The organism is Rhizobium tumorigenes (genome assembly GCF_003240565.2).
Classification (GTDB): Bacteria; Pseudomonadota; Alphaproteobacteria; order Rhizobiales; family Rhizobiaceae; genus Rhizobium; species Rhizobium tumorigenes.
This window is the reverse complement of the sequence record NZ_CP117256.1, coordinates 629,660-652,917: the sequence shown is the minus strand read 5'-3', so window position 1 is coordinate 652,917 and position 23,258 is coordinate 629,660. Positions and strand designations below refer to the sequence as shown.

24 protein-coding genes and 1 pseudogene are annotated in these 23,258 nt (G+C 58.6%); 12 read left to right on the top strand and 13 right to left on the bottom strand.

The window, feature by feature from the left end; genetic code table 11:
- Positions 1-651: 651 nt before the first annotated feature.
- Positions 652-939, top strand: coding sequence for a hypothetical protein (locus tag PR017_RS20810; protein WP_111222240.1), 288 nt, complete (start codon positions 652-654; stop codon positions 937-939).
- Between the two features lie 1,031 nt (positions 940-1,970).
- Here PR017_RS20810 and PR017_RS20805 read toward each other — a convergent pair.
- Positions 1,971-2,273, bottom strand: coding sequence for a glycoside hydrolase family 38 C-terminal domain-containing protein (locus PR017_RS20805; protein WP_240539135.1), 303 nt, complete (start codon positions 2,271-2,273; stop codon positions 1,971-1,973).
- On the opposite strand from PR017_RS20805, the pseudogene PR017_RS20800 reads away from it, so the two are divergent.
- A pseudogene (locus PR017_RS20800) lies at positions 2,248-2,854 on the top strand (peroxidase family protein); the annotation flags it as partial. The gene PR017_RS20805 and the pseudogene PR017_RS20800 overlap by 26 nt on opposite strands.
- Before the next feature lie 293 nt (positions 2,855-3,147).
- On the opposite strand, the gene fliK reads toward PR017_RS20800, so the two are convergent.
- Positions 3,148-4,533 carry a flagellar hook-length control protein FliK gene (gene fliK / locus PR017_RS20795; RefSeq protein ID WP_133255659.1) on the bottom strand — a complete coding sequence of 462 codons (1,386 nt, stop codon included), beginning with the start codon at positions 4,531-4,533 and terminating at the stop codon, positions 3,148-3,150.
- A gap of 1,550 nt (positions 4,534-6,083) precedes the next feature.
- The gene (locus tag PR017_RS20790; RefSeq protein WP_111222236.1) at positions 6,084-7,184 is read right to left on the bottom strand and encodes an NADH:flavin oxidoreductase/NADH oxidase; all 1,101 of its coding nucleotides are present in this window, start codon (positions 7,182-7,184) and stop codon (positions 6,084-6,086) included.
- A 101-nt stretch (positions 7,185-7,285) separates the two neighbouring features.
- Between PR017_RS20790 and PR017_RS20785 the strand changes: the two genes are divergently transcribed.
- On the top strand, positions 7,286-7,657 hold the full coding sequence (locus PR017_RS20785) for an ArsR/SmtB family transcription factor (RefSeq protein WP_111222235.1): 372 nt from the start codon (positions 7,286-7,288) through the stop codon (positions 7,655-7,657).
- Between the two features lie 726 nt (positions 7,658-8,383).
- Here PR017_RS20785 and PR017_RS20775 read toward each other — a convergent pair.
- The gene (locus tag PR017_RS20775) at positions 8,384-9,712 is read right to left on the bottom strand and encodes an aminotransferase-like domain-containing protein (protein WP_111222234.1); all 1,329 of its coding nucleotides are present in this window, start codon (positions 9,710-9,712) and stop codon (positions 8,384-8,386) included.
- 100 nt (positions 9,713-9,812) lie between these two features.
- Here PR017_RS20775 and PR017_RS20770 point away from each other — a divergent pair, with 100 nt between their 5' ends.
- The 5 genes from PR017_RS20770 to PR017_RS20750 all read left to right on the top strand — a co-directional run bounded on the left by PR017_RS20770 (position 9,813) and on the right by PR017_RS20750 (position 14,721).
- Positions 9,813-10,793, top strand: a complete 981-nt coding sequence (locus PR017_RS20770; RefSeq protein WP_111222233.1) for an ABC transporter substrate-binding protein — start codon at positions 9,813-9,815, stop codon at positions 10,791-10,793.
- A gap of 39 nt (positions 10,794-10,832) precedes the next feature.
- Complete coding sequence (locus tag PR017_RS20765) at positions 10,833-11,723, top strand: ABC transporter substrate-binding protein (protein WP_111222232.1); 891 nt, start codon at positions 10,833-10,835, stop codon at positions 11,721-11,723.
- Positions 11,720-12,649 carry an amino acid ABC transporter permease gene (locus PR017_RS20760; RefSeq protein WP_111222231.1) on the top strand — a complete coding sequence of 310 codons (930 nt, stop codon included), beginning with the start codon at positions 11,720-11,722 and terminating at the stop codon, positions 12,647-12,649. The genes PR017_RS20765 and PR017_RS20760 overlap by 4 nt, the downstream gene beginning before the upstream one ends.
- Positions 12,646-13,440 (top strand): amino acid ABC transporter ATP-binding protein, encoded by a 795-nt coding sequence (locus tag PR017_RS20755; protein WP_111222230.1) that lies wholly within the window; start codon positions 12,646-12,648, stop codon positions 13,438-13,440. The genes PR017_RS20760 and PR017_RS20755 overlap by 4 nt, the downstream gene beginning before the upstream one ends.
- 99 nt (positions 13,441-13,539) lie before the next feature.
- Positions 13,540-14,721 (top strand): M20 aminoacylase family protein, encoded by a 1,182-nt coding sequence (locus tag PR017_RS20750; protein ID WP_111222229.1) that lies wholly within the window; start codon positions 13,540-13,542, stop codon positions 14,719-14,721.
- A gap of 306 nt (positions 14,722-15,027) precedes the next feature.
- Here the strand turns inward: PR017_RS20750 and lepB are convergent, their stop codons facing one another.
- Positions 15,028-15,597, bottom strand: coding sequence for a signal peptidase I (gene lepB, locus PR017_RS20745; protein WP_111222228.1), 570 nt, complete (start codon positions 15,595-15,597; stop codon positions 15,028-15,030).
- 620 nt (positions 15,598-16,217) lie between these two features.
- Between lepB and PR017_RS20740 the strand changes: the two genes are divergently transcribed.
- Both PR017_RS20740 and PR017_RS20735 read left to right on the top strand, forming a co-directional pair.
- On the top strand, positions 16,218-16,688 hold the full coding sequence (locus PR017_RS20740; RefSeq protein WP_133255657.1) for a hypothetical protein: 471 nt from the start codon (positions 16,218-16,220) through the stop codon (positions 16,686-16,688).
- Complete coding sequence (locus tag PR017_RS20735; protein ID WP_275113045.1) at positions 16,685-16,816, top strand: hypothetical protein; 132 nt, start codon at positions 16,685-16,687, stop codon at positions 16,814-16,816. Before PR017_RS20740 ends, PR017_RS20735 begins: the two co-directional genes overlap by 4 nt.
- A gap of 553 nt (positions 16,817-17,369) precedes the next feature.
- Here PR017_RS20735 and PR017_RS20730 read toward each other — a convergent pair.
- From PR017_RS20730 to PR017_RS20710, 5 genes are all read right to left on the bottom strand, one after another.
- Positions 17,370-18,686, bottom strand: a complete 1,317-nt coding sequence (locus PR017_RS20730; RefSeq protein WP_111222225.1) for a type II toxin-antitoxin system HipA family toxin — start codon at positions 18,684-18,686, stop codon at positions 17,370-17,372.
- Positions 18,676-18,960: a helix-turn-helix transcriptional regulator gene (locus PR017_RS20725; RefSeq protein ID WP_161959382.1), complete on the bottom strand. Its 285-nt coding sequence runs from the start codon at positions 18,958-18,960 to the stop codon at positions 18,676-18,678. Before PR017_RS20725 ends, PR017_RS20730 begins: the two co-directional genes overlap by 11 nt.
- 309 nt (positions 18,961-19,269) lie before the next feature.
- On the bottom strand, positions 19,270-19,392 hold the full coding sequence (locus tag PR017_RS20720) for a hypothetical protein (RefSeq protein ID WP_275113044.1): 123 nt from the start codon (positions 19,390-19,392) through the stop codon (positions 19,270-19,272).
- Between the two features lie 10 nt (positions 19,393-19,402).
- Positions 19,403-19,780: a type II toxin-antitoxin system VapC family toxin gene (locus tag PR017_RS20715; protein ID WP_111222223.1), complete on the bottom strand. Its 378-nt coding sequence runs from the start codon at positions 19,778-19,780 to the stop codon at positions 19,403-19,405.
- A complete protein-coding gene (locus tag PR017_RS20710) occupies positions 19,777-20,070 on the bottom strand; it encodes a type II toxin-antitoxin system Phd/YefM family antitoxin (protein ID WP_111222222.1) in 294 nt (97 codons plus the stop codon). Before PR017_RS20710 ends, PR017_RS20715 begins: the two co-directional genes overlap by 4 nt.
- Before the next feature lie 304 nt (positions 20,071-20,374).
- Between PR017_RS20710 and PR017_RS20705 the strand changes: the two genes are divergently transcribed.
- The gene (locus tag PR017_RS20705) at positions 20,375-21,286 is read left to right on the top strand and encodes an agmatinase (RefSeq protein WP_111222221.1); all 912 of its coding nucleotides are present in this window, start codon (positions 20,375-20,377) and stop codon (positions 21,284-21,286) included.
- A 359-nt stretch (positions 21,287-21,645) separates the two neighbouring features.
- Here PR017_RS20705 and PR017_RS20695 read toward each other — a convergent pair whose 3' ends face one another.
- The 3 genes from PR017_RS20695 to PR017_RS28495 all read right to left on the bottom strand — a co-directional run bounded on the left by PR017_RS20695 (position 21,646) and on the right by PR017_RS28495 (position 22,900).
- On the bottom strand, positions 21,646-21,882 hold the full coding sequence (locus tag PR017_RS20695) for a hypothetical protein (RefSeq protein ID WP_133255656.1): 237 nt from the start codon (positions 21,880-21,882) through the stop codon (positions 21,646-21,648).
- Between the two features lie 186 nt (positions 21,883-22,068).
- The gene (locus tag PR017_RS20690) at positions 22,069-22,443 is read right to left on the bottom strand and encodes a GFA family protein (RefSeq protein WP_111222219.1); all 375 of its coding nucleotides are present in this window, start codon (positions 22,441-22,443) and stop codon (positions 22,069-22,071) included.
- Between the two features lie 226 nt (positions 22,444-22,669).
- Positions 22,670-22,900, bottom strand: coding sequence for a DinB/UmuC family translesion DNA polymerase (locus PR017_RS28495; protein WP_425070040.1), 231 nt, complete (start codon positions 22,898-22,900; stop codon positions 22,670-22,672).
- Between the two features lie 49 nt (positions 22,901-22,949).
- Between PR017_RS28495 and PR017_RS20685 the strand changes: the two genes are divergently transcribed.
- Positions 22,950-23,240, top strand: coding sequence for a hypothetical protein (locus PR017_RS20685; RefSeq protein ID WP_111222217.1), 291 nt, complete (start codon positions 22,950-22,952; stop codon positions 23,238-23,240).
- The last annotated feature ends 18 nt before the right edge of the window (positions 23,241-23,258 follow it).

The following is a 23,258-nucleotide window of genomic DNA, read 5'->3' as shown; positions in this document are numbered from 1 at the left end:
GGTAGGGATGTGAATGCTTGTCGCAAGGGCTGCTGCTTTCAGTGATACATCAACTTAGACTGATTTCATGTTGCCCGTGAACGCACCACCGGATCGGGCGCAACTACGACACATATTGACCCGCTAAAACCCTGAACGCCATGATAGCGTTCAGGCTGTTTTCCGGCTGGGTGCTACGGTCTGAATGGCTCCACATGGGGTTGGCCTATCTCTGCGCCTCGAAAGCTCGGCGGTGAGTTGCACCAAAGGCGGCGATCGCATTCAATACCCGTCCCCAGGATATGGCGGAGGCTGCGGCGCGGTGGATTGGCGCGGATCGAGCGCGAGATAAGGTCGCCAATCTGAACCGGTATTCCGATGTCCTCCAATCCATCCTCGGCGAGTTCCTAGCGGCCGAGCGGTTTGTAATCGCCATCGCGATCCACTCCACCAGGAGGCTCGGCGATCCCGTCACAGGGTCATGGGTATCGCCTCTGCCAGCCGGCCAAAAAGAAAGACGATTGCGCAGGTGAAGGTCATCCTGAAAGTTCGCCGTCGCTAGTAGGAGAGATCAACGGAGATCTATAGGATATAATCAGAAACGGGCGGCACCGCCTACTCGCGGCACTCGATCGCGGTTAATCTGCGGCGCCGATATAGGTAGGACACAGTATGGCCGCTGCACGCACCCTCATCGACGTTGGTTTTGATTGCCCAACAGCTGGATGCGATGAGATGATCGACGCCTCGGTGTTGCGGTCTGATTATCGCGCAAAAACGGCTGGGCAGGATGCTCATTCCAATTATTCGCGCACGGCGGTGACATGCGCGGCATGCAAAGGGACCTTCACCGTGGAGGTGACGGCTGACGCTGAAGGTCAGCTTATGAAAATCGACAATTTTCCCGAGGTCGAGGTTTGGTTCGATGACAGCGAACAGGGTCAGGCGGAAGCGGTCTGAGGCTACTCTCGTCGACGCATTGGAAATGGCGCACAACCTTGCTGAGGATCAAGCCGCGCGCATGGCCCTCGAGGGATGCCATTGATCATCATTTTGGAAACGGCCTTTCCGTCCCGACCCTCAATGGTCGAGCCTGGACCATCAAAAATAGACGGCACGCACAGCCCGTGAGGTCGTTTTCAAAACCGGAAAACGATGGCTGAATTCGCCCTGGGCGCTGGTGTTGAACATGTGCCTGGGAAGATTGTGGCGCCACAACAACCGATTCGACCAAGACCCTGAGCTGGCGACCTATCAGGTCGCCCCATAACCATCTGTTATATCGTTTTTGCAATTTCAGTATAACTGGCGACAGACGAAAGGCTGGCTTGCGCGCGCAGAAGTGGTAAGAGTGATTGCGCTTGTCAATAAGAGAGTATGGGTATGGCTGGCAAGAAGACACGCATGAGACATCGTAGTGATGGGCCTTTGCCGGTGGAGGTCATTAGACGGATTGACCGGCTTGTTGGCGCCGAAGGTGGTAATGAGTTCATCCGGAGCGCCGTGGAGCACGCCCTGTTTATGGAGGAATACCTGAGCGCGCACCGAGCGAAGTGCCTGCGGCAACCACCGTCCTTGATGGGGTCGGAATCAAAGCCCGAGCCAACGCTTGGAACGACCCCCTAGATGGATTGCCAGTCATTCATGCCCGATATTGCGTGTTCGACCTATCGAGTTTGCCGCCCAGCATGAATGCAGCTTTTATCCCTCCACACGTCAGATCCGAATGCTCACGAAGTGAAAAAGCGTGACGGTGGTCGGAATATCGTGTCCGTCCGTCTCGAGGGCGTTTGCTCGTCCCGAATAGCCTTCGGGCAAGGGCATGTGGAATTTTCCGCGCCTGCCTGCCATTTCTGAAAAACGAAGCACATAGCCGTTGCCGTCCGCTGCCGGCTTCAGTGCGTGCAGGCGCACGTCCTGGCCGGAGATTTTAACCGGCGCCAGATCGTTGTCTTGATCGGCGGTGGCCGCAGCAAAGCGGAGCGGGTCGCTCAGCAGATCGGCTTCCGCCTGGACATCGGTGCTTCACCAGCGCCCGTCGTGTGGCACCAGGGCGTAGGTAAAGTGCTGGCGCCCTCGTCGGCCAGCATGTCCGGGAACATCGGACCACGGACCAAGCTGATCGTCAGGACGTTGCCCTTGGCTGAGATGCCGTGTTTGTCGGCCGAAAGCAGCGCCGCGCCCCAGCCCGTCTCCGGTAGCGACACCAAGCGGTGGCCGCATGCCTCGAACTGGGCTTTCTGCCACGAGGTGTTATCATGGGTGGAGCGGCGCGTGACGCTGGCGGACCTGATCGTCCTGACGGGCTCTGTCGCTGTCGAAAGGGCGGCGAAGGCTGGCGGTCACGATATCACCGTCCCCTTCACGCCCGGCCGCATGGACGCGTGCAGGACCAGACGGATGCGGCTTCCTTCGCGGCGTTGCGACCACGCGCCGACGTTTCCGCAATTATGTCGCCGGCCGGCAGGACATGCGGCCGGAAGAAGCTCTGGTCGATCGCTCGCAACTGCTGACGCTGACCGCGCCGGAGATGGCGCTTCAGGTTGGCGGGCTCAGGGTATTGAAGGTGGGCCAGCCGCACCATGGCGTGCTCACCGAGCGGACGGAGACCTTGACCAACGACTTCTTCGTCAACCTGCTCGACATGAACACGGTCTGGTCATCTGCAGAAGGCGCTTACGAAGCCAGGGACCGCAAGACCGGCGAACTTCGGTGGACGGGAACGCGTGTCGACCTGATTTTCGGTTCTCATTCGCAGCTCAGGGCGATGCCGAAGTCTATGCGCAGTCCGATTCTGGCGAAAAATTTCGTGAGGGACTTCGTCTCCGCCTGGACGAGGGTCATGAACGCAGACCGATTCGATCTCACGACATAACCGTCGTCTTCGTCTGGCACTGAGGGGAGAGGGCATCAAGGCCGTTTTTCCTCGTGGATCGGGACACAGTGTTGAGACATTCTCGGCGGTTGGCGTCGGGGAGATTGCGCCGAAAGCCGTCAAGCAAGCGAAGGTCTCGAGCGCACGCTAGGCAGGTTGCCTCAACATGGTATGGAGGGATCACCCGCTCTGCGCGCTTTCAAATTCGCGCCTCGATACCAGCATATTGCGAAACGGGCAGTTCACCGGCCCCAGGCGGACTTTGGTCGAGGTTTGCGGTTGATAGCATTTTGTCAGAGATAGACGCCCCCGGCACGAGCCCGCTGAGCACCGCCAGCAACGCTATCGTCCGTACCCACGTTCCCCGTGCGCGAGACACCATCTTGATCACCGGCCTGTCGTCCTGAATTCTGTCTGCGAGCCTGGCCATCGCTGCCCTGACCCTGGCTCGTGCCGGGTTGGTGCTGCTGGCCCTGGGGGCTCTGCTGGTTGTTGCTCGATGTGTCCGGCGCGGTATAGGTCACGGTCATGCGATCGACGCTGTAACCCTGCTGGCGCAGTGAATCGATCATCGCGCTCTGGTCATTGCTGAGCTGCCTGTAGGCTTCTGCGGAATGGACCTTGAGATCGACGGAAAGCTGCTCGCCCGAGAGCCGCATGGTCGCGGTGACGATCCCGAGATTATCCGGATTCATCTGAATTTTCAGAGTGTTCATAACTTTGCTGGCACTGGTTGTCGCCGATGCTCCGGTCAGCGCCGCATTGGGCTGCATGGCTGCGGCCCAGTCCTTGTTGCCCGTCAGCGAATTGGCGACCAGTGCCGAATTCGAGCCATCGGCGAGGCCGACGAAGCGTCGCGAGTCGAGGACAGTGACGGTTGCCCCGCTATCGCCGCTTGCCGATTTGATATCGAGCTGAGGCGTATCGTCCGCATTCCTGCTCGCAGCGAGATCGAGCGACTGTACCTTGCCACTCATCCGATCGACGTTGAACGTCACGGGGGCGTCCCCGTCCGTCGAGGTGCCCGCAGCGGCATTGCCCTGGCCAGCGCTGCCCATCGACGGCGCCAGCATGGCCATGCCTACGGCAACGGCGTCGCCGCTGTCGTCTGCGGCGTCGGCCGGAAGGGCATTTGCAACTGAGGCCGCGCCGGGATCAACCTTGCCACTGCCGGTGTGGAGTTGCCCGGCTGCGGCAAGAACGCTGGCAGAGGTCTGCGCAGGGATGACGGCGGCCGACAAGCCGGCGCCGAGCAGCGACAGCACGTCGGTCACGGCACCGCTGGCGGCATTGGGGTCGGAGACGTCGGATGTATTCGCATCGCCGTCTTTGCCGTCGTCGGCGGCGGTGCCATTTTTGCTACCCTTGACGCCGGAAAGGTCACCTTTGACCGGCGTGACAGGCTCCCCGGTCGCAGCGCCGGCAACCACGTCAGCCAGCTGTTGGGCGAGCCCAACTGGCGACGCTGCCGCGAGGTCGCCCGGTTTCACCGAGGCTGTGGATGTCTCGTCGTCGACGGCGTTGACGGCCTGGGCAAGAAATTGCGCAGAGGCATTCATGCCATTTTTGCCCGACCATTTCTCTGCCAGTGGCGGCGCTGGCAGCGCCGCTGCATTCGCCGGATCTTGATCTTGCGATGCGCCTCCTGCAGCAGTGGCCTTTGCGTCGCCGGTTGTCATCAGGTTTTTGCTATCCCGATCACTTCCCGATTGGCCGAGAGCATCGCTAAAACCATGCGAATTGTCGCTTGGCCTCGCATTGCCGCCACTTCCGGTCTTTGAAGAATTCACGCCGACTGCCCGTCCTGAATCCGCTGCCAGCCCTGCGTTCACCATATCTCTTCCTTATTTTCTCGAACCGCAATTGCAGAGAGGCGCACGTATGGACAGGTGTCTCTTAGACTATCGCAAGAAGGATCCAGCGCGATTGGCGTTGCGTTACCGAATAGAACCGCTGTTGCGGCCTTCTTCGTTCTGCCGTCAACGGAGTGTCGTTTGAGATTGAACGCGGTTGCCTCATTCCGGTCTCTGCCTCAGGTTAAACCTTATACCTTGCGTCAGGCTTTGCGCATCTTGTGGATCAGGATTACCTTATATGCCTGAGCAGATTTGGCAGGCGAGGCGATCCCTGCGATGGACGCGGCCCAAACGAGGGACAGGGCGCATGGACGGCAAAGGATGGCCTCCGATGAATGACAGTGAGCGTCAGGACCCGAATACCTGCTTTTTATGATGGCGCCGCGGCAAGCGGCGAGACGAATGACGCGGCGGGCTACGACGGAAGCCGTGCCAAGAATGTCCATCAGGACAAGAACTGCATCGCCTGGCGCTGTGTATCACCAAGTCGACCGCCTGCTCGTCGGACGCGACGAAGGTTTCACCACCCGGCCAATCGCCCGCATAGGCCATGATGCCGGCTGCGAAATCATCCCCTATCGAGGAGGCAGGCCAGCCTCAATGGCGGTCCGGTTTATCGCGACATTGCCGGCCTGAAACAAGCTCAGATCGTCACCGTGACCTGTTCTTTCTGCAGCGTCGTACCCCGGCGAAATATCCACACCGGCTCACACGCACAGGGCAGGGTCACTGCGATGGGCGAGGCATCCTTTCTCTGCGGCTCTCGGTCACGTCCAGACTGACGCCAACAGAAGCCACCGTCTGTGACCGGCTATAATTCTGCACCGGCGCCGAAAACGGCCAGAGCACGGAGATCGTAGATGCAAAGAATGCGACTATCAAAGAACCTCTCCTTTGCCGCCATTGCCATGACCCTTCGGACCAGCGCGGCATCGGTGGCTGACAATCTGCCATCGTGGAACGATTAAGTCGCCAAGCAGTCGATTGAAAACGTCGTGGCGAAGGCCACCACTGTGGGGTCGACAGGATAGTCCGCGCCCACCGAACGGAGGCGACATTCGACAATGACGGGGCACTCCGGGCCGAGCAGCTTTCTGGTTCCAGCTGCTGTTCGCGCTCGACCGGGCAACGCCTGCGCCCCAGCATTCGGGATGGGCGACGCAAGAGCCGTTGCCTCCTTAAAGCGGCACGCTCCGTCCTGTCCGCCTGGTTGTGCTGCCCTCCCAAACCGACGCTTGGTGGAAGGATCGTGTGACGACTGTTGCATCGCCTCGGGCGGAGGATGCACGAATTTGCCGCTTCAATTTGTCTCGAACAGGACGCATGCGCCGAACTCCTAGCGGTTCGAGGCATGCGAAGCGCTATGTCGAACTTCACTCGGGACGGTAGCGCGCCAGCCAATGAGCATAGGGTGGCGGCAATGTCGCCCAGGCCGGGTCCTCGATACCGAGCTTCTTTGCAGCGGCATAGGGCCAGTGGGGATCGGCCAGAAGGGGACGGGCCAACATCACGAGATCCGTCTTTCCGCTTTGGATGATCGCATCAGCCTGCTCGGGATCGCTGATAAACCAGCTTGTCGATGCCGGCAGACCGGTTTCGGCGTGGACGCGTGCGGCCGTCTCGGCTAAAAAATTCGGGCCCCAGGGGATCTGTGCGGTGGGTGTTGAAAACCCGACGCTGACATCGATGGCGTCAAGACCTTCGTCCTTGAAACGGCTGACAAGGGCGATCGATTCCTTGAGGGTCTCTTCGTCGCGTCCGTCGAACTCGACCACTCCGAAACGAGCGGTCAACGGCCGGTCTTCAGGCCAGACTTTGCGCACGGCGGCGAGGGTTTCCAGGAGAAATCGGCCGCGATTTTCGGGGCTCCCGCCATAGTCGTCCTGTCTCTGGTTGGAATGAACGGAGAAGAAGCTCTGTGCCAGATAACCGTGCGCAAAATGCAGCATCAGCCATTCGAACCCGGCGTCGCGCGCGCGTTCGGCAGCCGCAACGAAATCCCGCTGTACACGACGAATGTCTTCCTTCGTCATCTCGGCGGGCACTTTCCTAAGGTCTCCGCCGAAAGCGAGCGCCGACGGTGCGATGGTGGGCCAACCGCGTGGATCGCCATCAATGATATGGTCGTCACCTTCCCAGGGGAGATTGGCACTGGCTTTGCGGCCAGCATGGGCGATCTGAATGCCCGGCGTAGCACCCGCAGCCTTGATGGCCTCTACGATTGGGCGAAGCGCTTCGGCTTGCGCGTCGTTCCAGATGCCGAGATCGCCGGGCGTGATGCGACCTTCCTTCGAAACGGCGGTCGCCTCCAGGACGACCAAGCCCGCGCCACCGCGCGCCAGTCCTGCATAGTGGGGAAGGTGCCAGTCGGAAACTACGCCATCCGTCGCCATGTACTGGCACATGGGCGAGACCGCAATGCGATTGCGCAGGGTGACGCCCTTGAGAGTGAAGGTATCAAAAAGCTTCGGCATTCGTGCACTCCGGTGAATTGTCGAGGCCGGTCTACCCCTTCGTTAGTTCGAATACAATAGAACAATAGCAATAAAGCGATATCGGTGCTAAACGACGCCGTATGAGAATTATGAAGCATCCGGCTATGCACGAGATCAGCATCGAGCAAGTGTTCTACGCGCTCAGTGACCCTGTGCGTCTTGAAATCGTCCAGAAGCTTTGCGTCACGGACGAGGCAACTTGCAGTGCGCTGGACGGCGGTCGCCCCAAATCGAGCGTGTCGCATCACTTCCGGGTCTTGCGTGAAGCGGGCCTCGTGTTGACCCGTAACGAGGGCGTCTCCCATATGAACGCGCTTCGGCGCACTGAGCTGGACGAGCGCTTCCCTGGCCTGCTTGACGTCGTTGGGGCTACGATTGCGAGCGGGGCGAGCCAGGCTGCGGCCGGCGCGGTTCTTCTGCAAAAGCAAAAGCTACCGTTACGCTCGCCATGATAACCAAGCAGGGCGTGTCGCTCTGCCCCTGCGTCTTATGCGGTCGTCGTAGCTGGGAAGCCTCTGCACTGACCGATGGCGCGACTGCAGCATTGCCTCGGGGAGGGGATGGAGCGGTTGGCAGCCTCGGTGATAACAGTCCGTGCGAGAAAAGCTTCCCGGATCCAAAACTGCCCGCTTCGTTGTGGACTTGACGATGCGTTGAGCGCCTGTGGCTCCGGTGCCCGCTTCGAAATATTGCCTCAACGATCGGTGCCCGAAACAGGTTACCGCAATCGATCCTGGCAGCAGAAAGCCACGCGTTGAGCGGATCTACGGCTCGCTCCCTCAGATAGACTGCTTCATCGTGCTCAGCTTTGACGTTTTGTGCGACCGATTGCGAGAGAGGGCAGGCGGGGTGCATTCGACAGTGAATGGCGTCTCGACCGTGAGCTGCTCTCTGCGCAAACTGGCACTATCGCTGCGACACCGTCCGCCAGACGCGAATGCCACTATCAAAATGGCACGGTCGCGGATGTCACGAAGGCCGTCGGTGCCAGGGTTGCCAGTCGCTTTGACAGGGCGTCATCAGTCACCGCCTTGGCACCCTTGCGTTTCCTTCAAGGAAGGCCACAGAGGCCGCGTCCTGAAGCGCGGTTTCGGAGAGCTTTACCCAAGGAACGACAGACGTCAGGGGTGTGGCCAGGAACCTACGGGACGGAATTGCTTGGTGTGCCCGGTTGACGCTTAGTCATGAGACACTCCAAGTGCGATCGCATCTGCGACCTCGATGCAGCGATCGGAGAGCGTGGCCGTCGCAACCCGCAGGTAGTTGCCCGGCAACAGCGAAAACTTGTTGCCGGGATAAACGGCGATCCCGCGTGCGGCGAGTGTGACCATCGCGAAAGGTTCAGATGAAACAGGAACCCACGCGCAAAGGCCACCGCCATGTGCTGCATCTATGTTCCGATCCTGCAGCGCCTGGACGAGGCCACCGCGCCGCTGCGCATAAATCGCCTTGGCCCGCTGGAGAGTTTCTTGTGTTGCAGGATCGCGGATCAGCCAAGCGCCGGCGGCTTGCAGAATGCGACTTGTCCAGCCGGCGCTAAAGCTGCGGTAGGACTGGATCTGTTCGACGATGGCCTGCGAACTCGAAAGCACGGCGAGGCGCAGATCCGGTCCATGCGTCTTCGAAAAAGAGAAGATATGGATGACCCGCTGAGGAAAGAGACGCCCAAGCGACTGCCGAGGCTGGTCGGCAATGTCGGCAATGCCATCGTCTTCGACGATCAGCGTATCGGTGTTCCGGAGGATTTCGGCAAGGCTGCCCATTCGCTCGGTGCTGACGCTTTGGCCGGTGACCGAGTGCACGCGCGGCTGAAAGACGAAGGCAACGGGACGGTACTTCATAGCGGCCTCAAGGGAGGCGGGCAGGGGGCCGTGGCGATCGCATTCGACGGGAACAATGCGGGCACCACGATCCTCGAGAATATCCAAAAGCCTCATTGCGGTCGGGTTCTCGATCGCTACGGCGGCTCCTGGCATGACCAGGGCGTTCATCATCGTATAAACGGCGTTGTAGCCGCCGTTGGTTGCGAGAAATGCCTCGGGCTCGTAGGGCCAGCCTTCCCGGACGGCGGCTTCCAGCTCCGGCAGGATACGGCTGCGTTCATAACTGTTCAGGTTTTCCGCAGATGCCCCATAGACCATCGCTTCGGTGAGCTTCGGCAGCAAGGTTACATCCGGTACAGCCGCCGTCAGGTTCAGCACGTCCACGCCGTAGTTGCCGGAGCTTGCAAGCCGTTCGGGTTTTGCGACGAAGCGATCGCCGCTCACCCATGTGCCGTTGCGTCCACGGCCGCTGATGATTTTCTGCCGTCGCAACTCGCTCCAGGCTTCAGAAATTGTTGCAGGGCTGATGCCGAGCGCAAAGGCGAGATCGCGCACGGCAGGCAGCTTGGTGCCGACAGGCAGCGCGCCGCTGCGGATCAGGGCGCTCGTCTCCATCCCAATCCCACGGATCGTCCGATCGGTTATTTTTTCAGCAAACCAGGCTACGTCCAGAACTTCGCTCATTTTTCCATCATTTTTAATGTTCAATAACGTAATACCATTTGATCAGCATAAATTGAACATTTAATCATCGGTCGTACAGGAATTTTTGAGTGGATAAACGATGACGATTGCCCTTCGACTTGCCCTACGGGACTGGGACTATATGACGCCCCTCATCCTCGGCGATGTTTCGTCGTCGAAGCTTGATATCCATGTCGAGCGCGTCAGCACCCTCGTCCCCCATGTGGGCAAAAGCGATACATGCGACGCTGCCGAAATGTCTTTCAGCCGCTATGCGCAGCTTTGCATCGACGGGGACACGAGCGTGGTGGGCATTCCGAATTTTATCATGCGCGGTTTTCGTCATCGTTGCGTTATCACTCTGAAAGGCAGCCCGATTACCGAGTTTTCGCAACTCGCCGGCAAGCGTGTCGGAGTGACGGGCTGGCGTGACTCGGGCAACACGTGGACGCGTGCCGTTCTTCGCCGCGAAGGTGTCGATATCGAGGACGTGATGTGGTATGCGGGGCGCCTCACCGAAGCGCACCCGATCACAGATCGTCTTGATGGCTTTGGACGGAAAGGCCGCATCGAGGCCGCTCCCGGCGAGCAAGCGATGATCGATCTGCTGATTGCAGGAAAGCTCGACGCCATCTTCACGCCTTTCATGCCAGATGGTTATTTTGCCAACAGCTCCCCCTTTCGGCAGGTTCTTTCCGATTTCAGGGGTGCCGAGCGCCAATATTTCGCAGAGGTGGGATATGTACCCGGCATGCACCTCATCGGCATCAAGGCAGAGATCGTGGAAGAAAATCCCTGGATCATCTCCGAACTGAGTGAGGTCATTGACGAATCCCAGCGCGTCTGGCTGAGCAAGCGCCGCAAATATGCCGAGACCTCGCCCTGGATGTTCGATGAACTGCTTAAGACCTCGCTTGAACTGCCGGAAGGGTGGGACGCCAGCGGTCTTGCCGCAAACCACAAGATGATTGTCGATTTCGCCGGCGAACTCCATGCGCAGGGCATCCTGCCGCGGCAGCTTTCGCCGCTGGAGCTCTTCAAATTTGATACCGATGGCAGCCGACTTGGCCTTGGAGCGTAGTTCGACAACCAGTACCGCAATCAAAGAAGGGGAATGAACATGTCGCTGAAGAAAATGACCTACCTTGCCTTGGCAGGCATGATCATTTCGGGCACCGCGATGGCTGAGGACGCTGCTATGCCTAAGCTATCGGTCGACGCGGACCTGCACGCCAAACTGCCGGATGCCATCAAGACGTCAGGCAAGATGATCTCGGTCAACAACGGTTCGTTCCCTCCCTACGAGATCGTGACCGGCACCGTTATGACCGGTGCCAGCGCCGATCTGACGGAAGCACTCGGGCAAGTGCTCGGCGTCAGAATCGAGCACGAAACCGTCGGCGGTCTTCCGGCATTGCTCGCCGGCGTGAATTCCGGCCGCTACCAGTTCGCCTTCGGGCCTGTCGGCGACTACAAAGATCGTGAAACGTCGAATGATTTCGTCGATTGGGTACAGGAATTCGTTGTGTTCGCCACTCAGACGAGCAACCCAAAGGGTATCACCTCACTGGATACAGCCTGTGGGAGGCGTATATCGGTGATGGCAGGCGGGTCTGCCGAACGCGTGATCAAGTCCCAGTCCGACAAATGCAATGCCGACGGCAAGGGCGCTGTCGAGGTACAGTCCTATACCGACCAGCCGAGCTCGATTTTGGCCGTCCGTTCCAAGCGTGCCGATGCCTTTTTCTCCTCGCAGGCGCCGCTCACCTATTTCGTTAGCCAGGCCAATGGCCAGCTCGAACTGACCGGCGTTGGACAGAAGAACGGCTTTGAGGATATTTTCCAGGGTGCCGTCGTGCCGAAGGGGTCGCCGCTCGGTCCTATCATGGTGGATGCGATGAAAGTGCTGATGGATAACGGGACCTATGTCGCAATCATGCGGAAGTGGGGCCTCGAGAACAATATCATCAAAGCGCCCGGCATCAATCTCGGCGGACAGCTTCCCAAATGAGCACCGATATCGAACCCCATGCACCGCCTTCGGACGGTGCAGACTTCCGCGATGTGGCGACGGCCCACGCACCGTTTAGGACAGGACGCTTTGCCCTTTGGGTGGTCATCGCGATCCTTGTTGCGGATTTCGCCTGGATCGTTGCCAACAATAAGAATTTTGGGTGGCCTGTGGTCGCCCAGTATTTCTTCGATCCAACCGTCATCAGTGGCCTCTATGTCAGCCTTGGACTGACCGTCGTCGCCATGGCCATCGGCGTCGTGCTCGGCCTCCTGATCGCCATCATGCGAATGTCTGATGACCGGCTGGCAAGTGGTTTTGCGTCGCTGTTCATCTGGGTTTTCCGCGGCACTCCGCTGCTGGTGCAGTTGATCTTCTGGTACAACATGTCGACGCTATTCCCGCAGCTGTCGATTGCGATCCCCTTCGGTCCCTCGCTGATCAGCTGGGACACCAACTCGGTCATCACTCCGATGACGGCGGCGGTCGTCGGCCTCGCGCTCAATGAAGCGGCCTATATGGCGGAAATCATTCGCGGAGGTCTCCTGTCGGTTGATCGCGGCCAAGCTGAAACCGCCGAGGCTTTCGGGATGACCAAGGCGCGTGCCCTGCGGCGGATCGTCATCCCGCAGGCGATGCGCTCGATCGTACCGCCGACCGGCAACCAGCTGATCAGCATGATCAAGGCAACGTCCTTGGTCAGCGTCATTGCCATGGCTGACCTGCTCTACTCGGTACAGTCGATCTACAACCGCACTTTCGAGATCGTACCCATGCTGATGGTCGCCGTCGTCTGGTACCTCCTCATTACGTCGGTGTTGAATATCGGCCAGAGCTATATCGAAGCCTATTACGGCCGAAGCGACCGTCGGCCCAGCGGCACGACAAGGCCTGTCGCAGTTCCCAAAGAGGAGGCGAGCCATTGACCGCAGTATCCAGTGCAGCTGGCGCTACCGCAAAACCTCTCGTGCAGGCCCGTAACGTCCACAAGTCCTTCGATGAGCTCGAAGTGCTGAAGGGCATCGACCTCGACATCATGCCGGGCGAAGTCGTGGTCGTACTTGGTCCTTCAGGCTCGGGGAAATCCACCTTTCTGCGCTGTATAAACCACCTCGAAGCCATCCAGCAGGGATACATAGAGGTGGATGGTGAGCAGATCGGCTACACGGTCCGCAACGATCGGCTGGAGAAGCTTTCCCCCAATGGGATTGCTCGCCAGCGGCGCAAGATCGGCATGGTGTTCCAGCAGTTCAACCTCTACCCGCACATGACAGTGCTGCAAAACATCATCGAGGCGCCAGTCGGCGTTCACGGCGAGAGCCGCAAGACGGCGATCGAGAGCGCCAAGCGGCTGCTGGAACGTGTCGGCCTGTCTGAGAAGGCCCATGCCTATCCCCGCCAGTTGTCCGGCGGCCAGCAGCAGCGCGTGGCGATTGCCCGCGCCTTGGCGATCAGACCAAAGCTGATGCTCTTTGATGAACCGACTTCGGCGCTTGATCCCGAATTGGTCGGTGAAGTGCTGGCAGCGATGAAGGATCTGGCAAAGCAGGGCCTGACGATGATCGTGGTTACTCACGAGATCGGCTTCGCCCGCGAAGCTGCCGACCGGGTTGTCTTCATGGATGGTGGCCACATCGTCGAACAGGGCAGACCTGAGAATGTGATCAGTAATCCGCAGCACCCGCGCACGCAGGCCTTCCTGTCGCGATTCCTGTGAGGTCACTTGGCCAACGGTTGCTCACGTCGGGTCTAATAGACAAACCGGCCGCATCGTGCGGCCGTCTCTGGACAGAGCATGCAAAAAATTGGAACAAACATGACCATCGATAACGACTTCGCCCGCCTTTCGGATTTTGAGCCAATGGACGCGGCACTGCGCGCTATCCGCCAGCATCTTCATGCGCATCCCGAGCTGTCGTTCGAGGAGGCGGAGACTTCACGTTTCGTGGCTGACAAGTTGGAAGGCTGGGGCTACGAGGTGGCACGCAATGTCGGTGGCCACGGGATCGTTGCCCGTATGACGGCTGGAGCCGGCAAGAAAAGCATCGCCATTCGTGCCGATATGGACGCCCTGCCGATCACGGAACAGACCGGCAAGGCGTATGCCAGCCAGGTGCCGGGGACTATGCACGCCTGTGGTCATGACGGCCACACCACGGTATTGCTGGGCGCTGCCGAATATCTCGCGCGCACGCGAAAGTTCAACGGCACGGTCAACCTCATTTTCCAGCCGGCCGAAGAGGCCGGTGGCTTCAGTGGTGCCCAGGCGATGATTGAAGACGGCCTCTTCGAGCGCTTCCCGTTCGACGCCATCTTCGGCCTCCACAACCACCCCGGCGCCCCCGAAGGCAGTTGGCTGATGCGCTCCGGACCGTTGATGGCGGCAGCCGACACTGTTGAAGTCCGGATCACCGGCAAAGGCGGCCACGCCTCGCGCCCGCATCTCACTATTGACCCGGTCTTGGTTGCCTGCAATCTGGTCGTTGCCCTACAGTCGGTTATTTCCCGCAATATCGATCCGACCCAGACGGCCGTTATCACAGTCGGCGCCATCCACGCCGGCGAGGTCGCCAACGTCATACCTGAATCCGCCCGGATGCTAATGACGGTTCGCTCGTTCGATCCGAAGGTTCGAGAGACCCTCGAAAATCGCATCAAGAAGCTCACCCAGTCCCTCGTCGACGGCTTCGGCGCAACCGTCGAAACGGACTACACCTATGGCAATCCAGTAGTGGTCAATTCCGAGAAGGAAACGGAGTTTGCAAAGATGGTGGCCGAGGAGCTGGTTGGTAAGGGAAATGTTGCTCTTTGCCCGCTCATTCCAGGCAGCGAAGACTTCTCGCATTTCCTCCAGCATAAGCCCGGCAGTTTCCTGCGTCTCGGCAACGGCATGAACTCGGCTATTCTCCATAGTGCAAGGTATGATTTTGCCGACGATAGCCTGACCGCCGGCGCAGCGATGTGGGCGCGCCTGACAGAACGCTACCTTGACGCATGAGGCAGATGTCTAGATCCCTACTGAAGGCGCCGCACGGGCGCCTTCGAACCGCGACAAATGAGTTCTCCCAGTTCCAGACTTTTCAACAATCCACGGATTGACGGCACGATAGCAAAGGCTTCAGTCCAGATGTAACCTCTTCTAAAAATTCACATAAGCACTCCAACAATACCCAACTTATACCCTCCATGAAGCAACAGCGCCCTGCAGTTTCTTGCTTCTCTCAGGCCCAGTCGGTGACCCCCACCCCTTAAGGCAGCCTGGCAGGCCGTCCGGTGCGCAGTGTCTCATCGTAAAAGCCCTGCTTCATAGTTGCTTGCCGACCCGATCCGGGTCCTTAGATACCAAAACCGACAGGGCTACCCCTAAGATGCCTTCTTTCCTAACCAGGCCATCGCGGTTGAAGTCACGCCGATAGCGGCTATCCACAGAGTTGTCGCGATTATCGCCGAGCACGAAATAGCTATCTTCCGGAAGGGTCACAGGCCCAAGGTCGTTCACCACGCCTGGAGGCGTATTGAATGACAGCAGCGTCGCGTAACTGCGGCCTTCGGGCGTGGTTTCCAAATAGACTTGTCCGGCGAAAAACTCCTCCTTAATGACTTGGCCGGTAGCGGCCACGATCATTTCCTTTCCGTTGATGAAGACATGACCGTTTCGCATTTTCACCGTTTCGCCTGGCAGACCGATGATCCGAGTAAGGGCAACGGTTTCGTCACCACCTTGGAACCTCGCCTTGTGCACGATGAGATCTCCGCGTCTGACAGTTTTATAGTCCAATACCTGTGCGGCGATCATTTCGTTTTCCTGTATAGTCGGCGACATCGAGGACGAAGGAACGTTGAAGAGTTTTATGCCGCATATGTCGCGCTTCATGCGGGCCACATTGCAATCCGACGGCAGTTGTGCGGCCAAACCACCGATCGCGTCTTATATCATCGCTTTCATAAGCTGAATGTCGGTGGTCCAAGCCCTCGCTTGGGCCAGCCATATGGGATAGGCTGGCTCCACGAGCGTTCTTGCCACGCTTTCGCGCTCGGTCTCGGCCATTGCGACGGGGGCGAATGCCATCACTGCCAAAGGGAGCGCCAAAAGGAGAGAGCCTATTGAGGTCGTTACTTCTGCTGGGCGCATGGCATTCCTTTCTCATTCCGATACAGAGGCTGCGATGACAGCTATTCCTAATCGCGGACATGATATGGTTTATAGGATAGATGACAGGCGGCGCGAGGATTTGGGAACGCTTCTCCGCAGCTTTTCCTCAGGGCGTGGCATGCTTTAACGTCCGATACTGCAACATTATAGGACTGCGTCCGGATCGATCTCAACTCCCAAGGTGACAAGTGTGTAGTGCCTGGCTTCGAAACGCGCATCTGCTCATTCTGCTGTGCCTCGGCATCGCCCTGTCGTCATGCTCCAGTGCAGAGGACGACAGGCACATGCTGTCCGATCTAACCATCTATCTTCAGTGGCCGCTTCTCGGACAAGGCGGGACGGTGATCATCGTGCCGCAGGAGGTGACAATCGACCAGTGGCAATCGCAACCCGAGGCGGAAAATCCTGCCCGGAGCGACGCTTATCCCGCATCCTTGAAGCCTCTGCCGCCGAATGGCCGGCGGCTGGGCGTCGTTTTGCACGACAAAGTCAGCATCGTGCAACTTGATTATCCGCAAGGAGGAACGTTCACCTTTCGGTTTGCACCCGCACGTGGCTCGGACTTCCCCTGGGAGAGGCTCAAGACAAAGGAGATAGGCACGGGAGGAGAAGGCGAGGAAATGGACGAGAAAACAGGCCAGGTTATCCAGGTGGGGTCTGCCGCGCATATCCATGTTCTCGGTACGGAGGTGACGGAGGCCGACAGCCGCTCTGTCGAGTCGGTCATCAAGATCGGCGCGTTACGATCCCGTTATCCCTGCCGCTATTATGAGCTTGCCATTGCGTGCGATGCATCTGGAGCTGCGCAATGATGGAACTCACCTTTTGGTTTCGCTCTTTCCACCCACAAGAGAATGGCGGTGCCGGAGGCCTCCTCTTCCACGGCGACAACCGCGATTTCCCGTCCGACCTCCACGCCACGCAACAAACACATGGTTGAGAGTATCTGACGGAGGCCATAGTCGTCTCCGGCCGCCCGATTTCCGACCCGCGCACGACGTGAAGGGAAGAAGGGTTCGCGGTTGGAGGCTACACAAAGATGTCGTCTAGGTAAAAGAACGGCAGGGAAGCGCGATGCCGTAGGGTTAAAATCGGGAACATGTTATGTCACAAGCCCATCGCAAGGCTGACATCGGTTCGGCCCATTCCTACCATTCCCGACGATGCCAGCAATTGGCGGCAGCCTCGATTTTTTCGTCAACGGCCGCTTATTGATACGTGTCGGTGACGCTGACGTGCTGCATGGCTGCCCCAGTTGCCCGGAGCCTGCAGATGGAGGTGAGCTGGAGGCCGGTTCGGCCACCGTGTTCTACTCCACTGTTCCATGGCGTCGGAAGGGCAACGCCGCGAATGGCAGCCTTCGTCAAGAGCTGCTCGTCGATGTGCCGAACCCCGATCAGGCACGCTCCTGCGGGAACCTGAAGCGCGACTGGCTACGCCGCGGTCTCTTCCTACAAGGCGCGGTCAGGGAGCCTGTGCGCGCCCGTCCCAGCTCACTGGTTGGCGATCAGCGTCTCCCGTGCGGCGCCGTATGCATCCTGCAGCGCCTTGTGGCCTTCGAGCCCTTGAAGAGCGTAGTTGTTTAGGAACTGACGTCCGGCAAACAGCTTGCGGTCGACGGCACTGAGTTCCGCTTGGTCGCAGACCTCTTGCCAGCGTGCGGCGATGACGTGGAGCTGACCTTCAATCAGCAAAGCGGCTTCGGCCTCTTTTAGGTGATAGTCGCCTGCGGCGGCGAGGCAGGTGGCGAGTGTGCTGGCGCGCGCCTCGCCCTTTATGAGCATGGCTTGCGTGGCTTCGTTGCCGGTACGGCCTTGCGGGCAGATGTCGTAGGCAGGTGTCAGGGTGAGCATTCTGCCGTCCCAGAAAGCGGCATGATTCCGAGCATGGTCGTCGGTGTTGCCGCACAGCACGTTGAAGCATATTCGTCCGTAGAGTTCCTTGAGCGTACCCTTCGGATTGGTGAAGCGGTGCCGGATGAGTTCGGCGAGAGCCTCGTAAGAGGCGTAGCGGGCCATCATCTCATCAAGGCCCAGCATGGTCAGGGCCGAGATCATGGCGTGCCGCATCCAGCCATTGTCTGTCCGGGTGCGGTCGAAGCGCTCGACAAGCAGGACGTCCTTATGCGCTGCACTGGTCATCGACACCGGGGCTGCATTCAGACCGCAAGCACCTGCCAACTTCATCGCGATGAACTCGGCCTTGACGACGCTGTAGGTGTCGTTGGTCGCCGAAAATTTTGCGATGAATTTCCTGGTGCCGGCTTCGATGAGCGCTTTCGGGCGCGCGCCGCCGATGGAGGTGCCGTGATTGAGAGCCTGGTCGAGCGCTGGAGTCAACGGCATCCCCTTTTCGATAAGGGCGGCAGCTTCCATGAGTTCGTCAAGGGAGGCTTGCGCGGCAAGGCGCGGGACATACTCTGTGGCCGATACCTGAAAGTCGAGGGCGCCAATCCGGTCGGAGCCTGAGTGAAGCAGGAAGGTCAGCTCGCCGATCTCGGGTACGCCGGCAGCGTCGGGCCTCTTGCCCGTCAGCCTGTTTATGATGACCCGCCGGCCCCACGCATCGGGCGAGCCGTCGCGAACGCAACTTGCCATCTGCAGACCATTTATGGGCGCAATGATGCCTTCCTTGAGCGGCAGCTCCTGATCATAGATGGAAATGGCATTGTCACGACGGCGGTAACTGGCGCCGTAGGTGAACAGCAGGCGCTCGCCATCCTTATCGAGGCGGCCGGCCACTACCGGTTCAGCTGCCCGCGGCAGCCATACCCAGACAAAAGCCTGCGTAGCCTCCGCCTTAGAAATCATCATCTGCCTCTTTGAGGCTATGGCGGACGCTCTTGGGCAGCAGGGTCAGTTTTTCGTCAAGGCGGGTATGGTGGATCTGGAGTGTGCGCTCGTCGTATTCAAAGAGGCGCACGCCCACAAGGGCGGCGACCTCGAAGACGATGCCGATTTCAGGGCTTGGTGCGCCTCTTTCGATACTGGACAGGGTCGTGCGGCTGATACCGGCGCGGTCGGCCAGTTCTTGCGCGGTCAGGCCGCGTCCGGCGCGGCCGACGCGGATCAACTTGCCGAGGATGGCGAGCGCCTGGTGGGTTACTCGGGAGTAGCTTCTTTGACGCGGCACAGCTTCACCTGCTTTGTTCAATTGAATGGACGAGAGGCCCGTTTGCGTCCAGAATTTTGACATCTTGCCACAATATTTGGAGTACAACAAGTTTCGTCCATTTAGCTGGTCATAGGCGAAGCAAGGCGGCCGACGACACTCATCGCGACAGCCCGTTTTCATCATAAAGATCCAAATGGTCGAAGGTGGTCCCGGACGGCACACTTTTCCCACCGTCTGCTGCAAGAGCGAGGAATTTGTCATAAGCGTCGGCGTTTTGAGCTATCGGTATGAGGCGATTGGACGCTTGTCGCGATAGATCACAATCTCATCTCCGCGGATCGCCAGCTCAATCAACTCCTCGAGTCGGACCGTTGCTTCTGCCACTTCAATAAGGACTTTCATGGCTCTCTCCTCACCAGATCCTCTCCTGCAGCACGGAATCGAAGACCACGTCCGTTGAGACCAAGGCGCAGTGCTCCAGTCGTGTCTGTGCAGCAAGGATCCGGTCCCAGGGGTCCCGGTGTTCCCAGTCGAAGGCGGCCGCCAGTTCGGCGTGCAAGTCACTTATAGCAAGGGTCTGCAATCCGCTGGCGGCGACAGCAGCACGCAATTCCTGTGGTTTGAGATCAAGCTTCCTCAGCCGCACCTTGTTGTCGAGTTCATAGAAAGAGACGGCGCTGACAAGCACGGTGTTGCTCCTGTCCTCGACCAGTGTACGTGCATGCGGCGATAGGCGTGCACTGCCAATCATCCACCAATAGATGGCATGGCTGTCAAGCAGGAGCTTCAAGAGCGTTTTGCGCTATCGACAGGTGCACCACAAAAGATGCCGGTGTCATCATTCCAGTCACCGGCGTCGATTGTAGCTTGCTCGGCGTCATGCTCATTAAACAAGTCGTCCGGAAAGCCCCGCTGCGCCAGGAGGCCGAAGGTTCGCTTGCCGGAAAGTTCTGCCGGACCGACACGGGCATAAACCTCATTGCCTCGCATGATGATGATCTCTTCACCCTGGTTCGCTCTCTGAAGAACCTCGGCAAAATTCTTACGCGCCTCACTGATCTTGTAGTGCGTTTGGGGCATCGACAGCTCCGCTCTCAAGTCTGAAAGCGACAATATCACGACACCATCATGTGTACAATAGCCACGTACATCTCACCTCCGATAAGCAATAACGGACAATTTCGCCGAGGAATATGTTGGCTTTGAGTAAACTTGTCATATTTTGTGTGGCGATCAGTTTCGCTTGGCTCCGGGGTCGTTGACATATGCGGCTTGGTTAGATTGTAAATCGACAGGGGGTCTCAATGGCGATACGCATTATAAGGCCTTGTCATTTCTCGCGTTGACGGCGTCGATTCTGTACTCTTAATCACAGACAGTCGAAATGAACACATCTCCCTCTTTTCTTGACTTCCCTGCCCACTTGGACGGCGACCGCATTCCTCGCATAGTGATGTTTGGCGTGGTTCACGGTAGCACCTATCCGGGCAAGGATAGCAGCGGCTATACCTTAGCCGCTAATGCCATTCGCTCCGCAAGCCAAGACGATGCCACGCTTGTCGAGAACTGGGATTTCGATCTGGGAGGCCCGCTCTTTAACGGCGGGCCGGGATGCTGCGTGGATGTTGGTGACATACAGACCACGATGCATGATAATGAGGGAAACCGAGCCCGTATCGAGGCGAAAACGCGTGAAGCCCCAACATCGCATGCCGTCCCGATATTGCTCGGCGGCGATTGTTCTGTGACATGTCCCTTTCTCGCCAGCTTCACGGACAAAGGCCCAATCTGGGTTTTGCAGATCGATGCCCATATCGACTGGCGCGACGAGGTTCATGGCGAACGTTACGGATATTCCAGTCCTATGCGCAGGGCGAGCGAGATGCCGCATGTTGCGGGCTTGGTGCAGGTCGGCCTGCGTAGCGTTGGTAGCGCTCGCATCACCGACATCGATGCGGCGCTCAACTATGGCAGCCACTTTGTAACGGCTCGTGAAGTTCACACACGTGGCGTCGAAGCCGCACTACAGCATATTCCGGAAGAAGCGCGGGTGGTCGTCAGTCTCGACTGCGATAGCCTCGATCCCAGCATAATGCCGGGTGTGGCGGCGCGCACGCCCGGCGGCCTCACCTATACGCAGGTGATAGATTTGATTGCAGGTGTCGCAAGCAGGGCAAAGATCGTAGGATTCGACCTGGTCGAGCTCTATCCGCCCACTGACATTGATGGCATGTCAGCGCTGACTGCTGCCCGTATTGTCGTCAACACGATCGGTTCCATCGTTCGACAGGGTTGAAAAATTGAGCGCAGGATTTGGCCCTCTCCCGCAGGGGAATTGTATATCGGCAACGTCGGCACTGGCTTCAACGAAAGCGACGCGACCTACTCCGAAAAGCCCTGGATACTTTAAAGACGAAGAAAGCTCTCGTTGCCTTCGAAAGCCGCGGGAAAGACATCGTCTGGGTCCAGCCGACGCTCATCGCCGAGATCGCATATCGGGAATGGACGATGGTGGCAAGCTTGGGAAGGCGTCCTACGAGGGTCTCCACGAGGTTCAAGACAACGCCGCGATCATGGACCTCGCCGAACGTCTGTGAAGGAAAGCTTTGGCGGGCTGATTGCTCGCAAAGGCATTTGGCCATCTGGAACGACGACCTACTGTCGGCGTAGCTCAGATGCTGAAATCCAAACGCGTCCGTCGTAGGCACGCTCTCCTCGCTCGGTCTTCATGCTCGCCAAGTGCTCGATCATACCGATGTCGTGGTCACCGCTCGCCAGTTCGCTTGTCTCACATTGAACGCAGACTGCATGCTTGGTCTCTCCATCCGCCATGATGATGAGTGTGTGCCCGCCCTGGGGAATAATCTTATCGGGAATTGCAACAAGCCGCATGGCCGCCTCCATATCTCGCAAGTGGTATCCAATCCGCTCAAGGCTGGACCCATCTGGTTAACAAGAAGTTAAGGAGCTTGCGTGGAGCAGATGTGACAGGTTGCGGCAATCCGCAGTTTCCAGTCCCGTTCGCTGCTATGATGAGGCGCATCATATAGGCCGGGAAGTTTTCTTGCCGCTTATTTTCTAACGCCGATCCTCTTCAAATTGCTCGGCGCCGGCAACGGGTTGCAACCAGGCCTCGCGGCGCTTGACCCAGAGTTCGTAGGTAGGGGTCAAAGTGGTCGGGGCTTCGTCGAGTGCGCCGAGTTTGATCTCCACTTCCTTGTCGTCGACCGAAAAAAGCCGCGACCCACAAGCTGGGCAAAACTCTCTGCCTTCCCAGTCGATGGTCAATCCTGTCGTCTCGAAACACGAAGCATCCCAAACACCGAAGAACGTAAACGCCGATCCGCTCTCCTGGCGACAATCCGTGCAATGGCAGATCCCGACATATTTGGGCTCGGCGTCAACCTGAAAGCCGACTTGACCGCATCTGCAACTTCCAAATCGCAAAGCCATTTTGACCCTTCCTATTCTCCATGCACATCCGTCGAGGTGGCGTGCCGATCAACAAAGGCAAGGACAAGGATGCAGAATTCGCCTGTGGGAGCGGCCAGAGGGAGGGTGGTTCAAAGATGGAGCGCCAATTGAGGTTGATCGAGCCGGCAGCCCTTTCCAGTGAGGTAGGGTAATTCCCGGCAGCCCTATTCTCTTGCTCATCGGAAACACCGGCTCCAATAGCGCATTAACGACCATTTGCAGCTCTAGGACCCTCGCGGAATGGCACCGAAACGGTCTTGCTGAGGCCGATCTGGTTAAAATCGGCGTATTTCGCCTTCAACGTTGCGGTCTTGGCAGCAATGCCGTTCGCCGCCAGGTATCCCCAAACCTTGTCGATCGGCGGCTGGATCCCATCGCGAGCGGTTCGATCGTATGGATAACCATTTCTGTGAATTCCGCCCAGCCCTGGAGACACTTCCAAGGTTCTGCGTTAACTTTTGCCTCGAGGTCTCAGGGGCACGCGCATGAACACGATTAGCATCGAGCGGCTGGAACATAATCAAAGCTACTGGGCCCGCCGCTTGCCGGTAGAGGGTATGCCGGCCTTCTACCCGAATGGCATGGAAATTGTCCAGGTGTCGACAGTGTTCGGCGCCGCATCCGAGTTCTGGACTGTCGCAGTTATAGGAAGCGACGAGCACGTCGACCTTGCCTCTTTCGAATTCTTTCCCAAGGTCCCGGCACCACCTTCTTCGTTGGAGCAGCGTTCGAATTTGAAACTGGTGTCGTCTGTATCGCTCACAGGAAACCAATGAGCGATGCACAAGATGCCG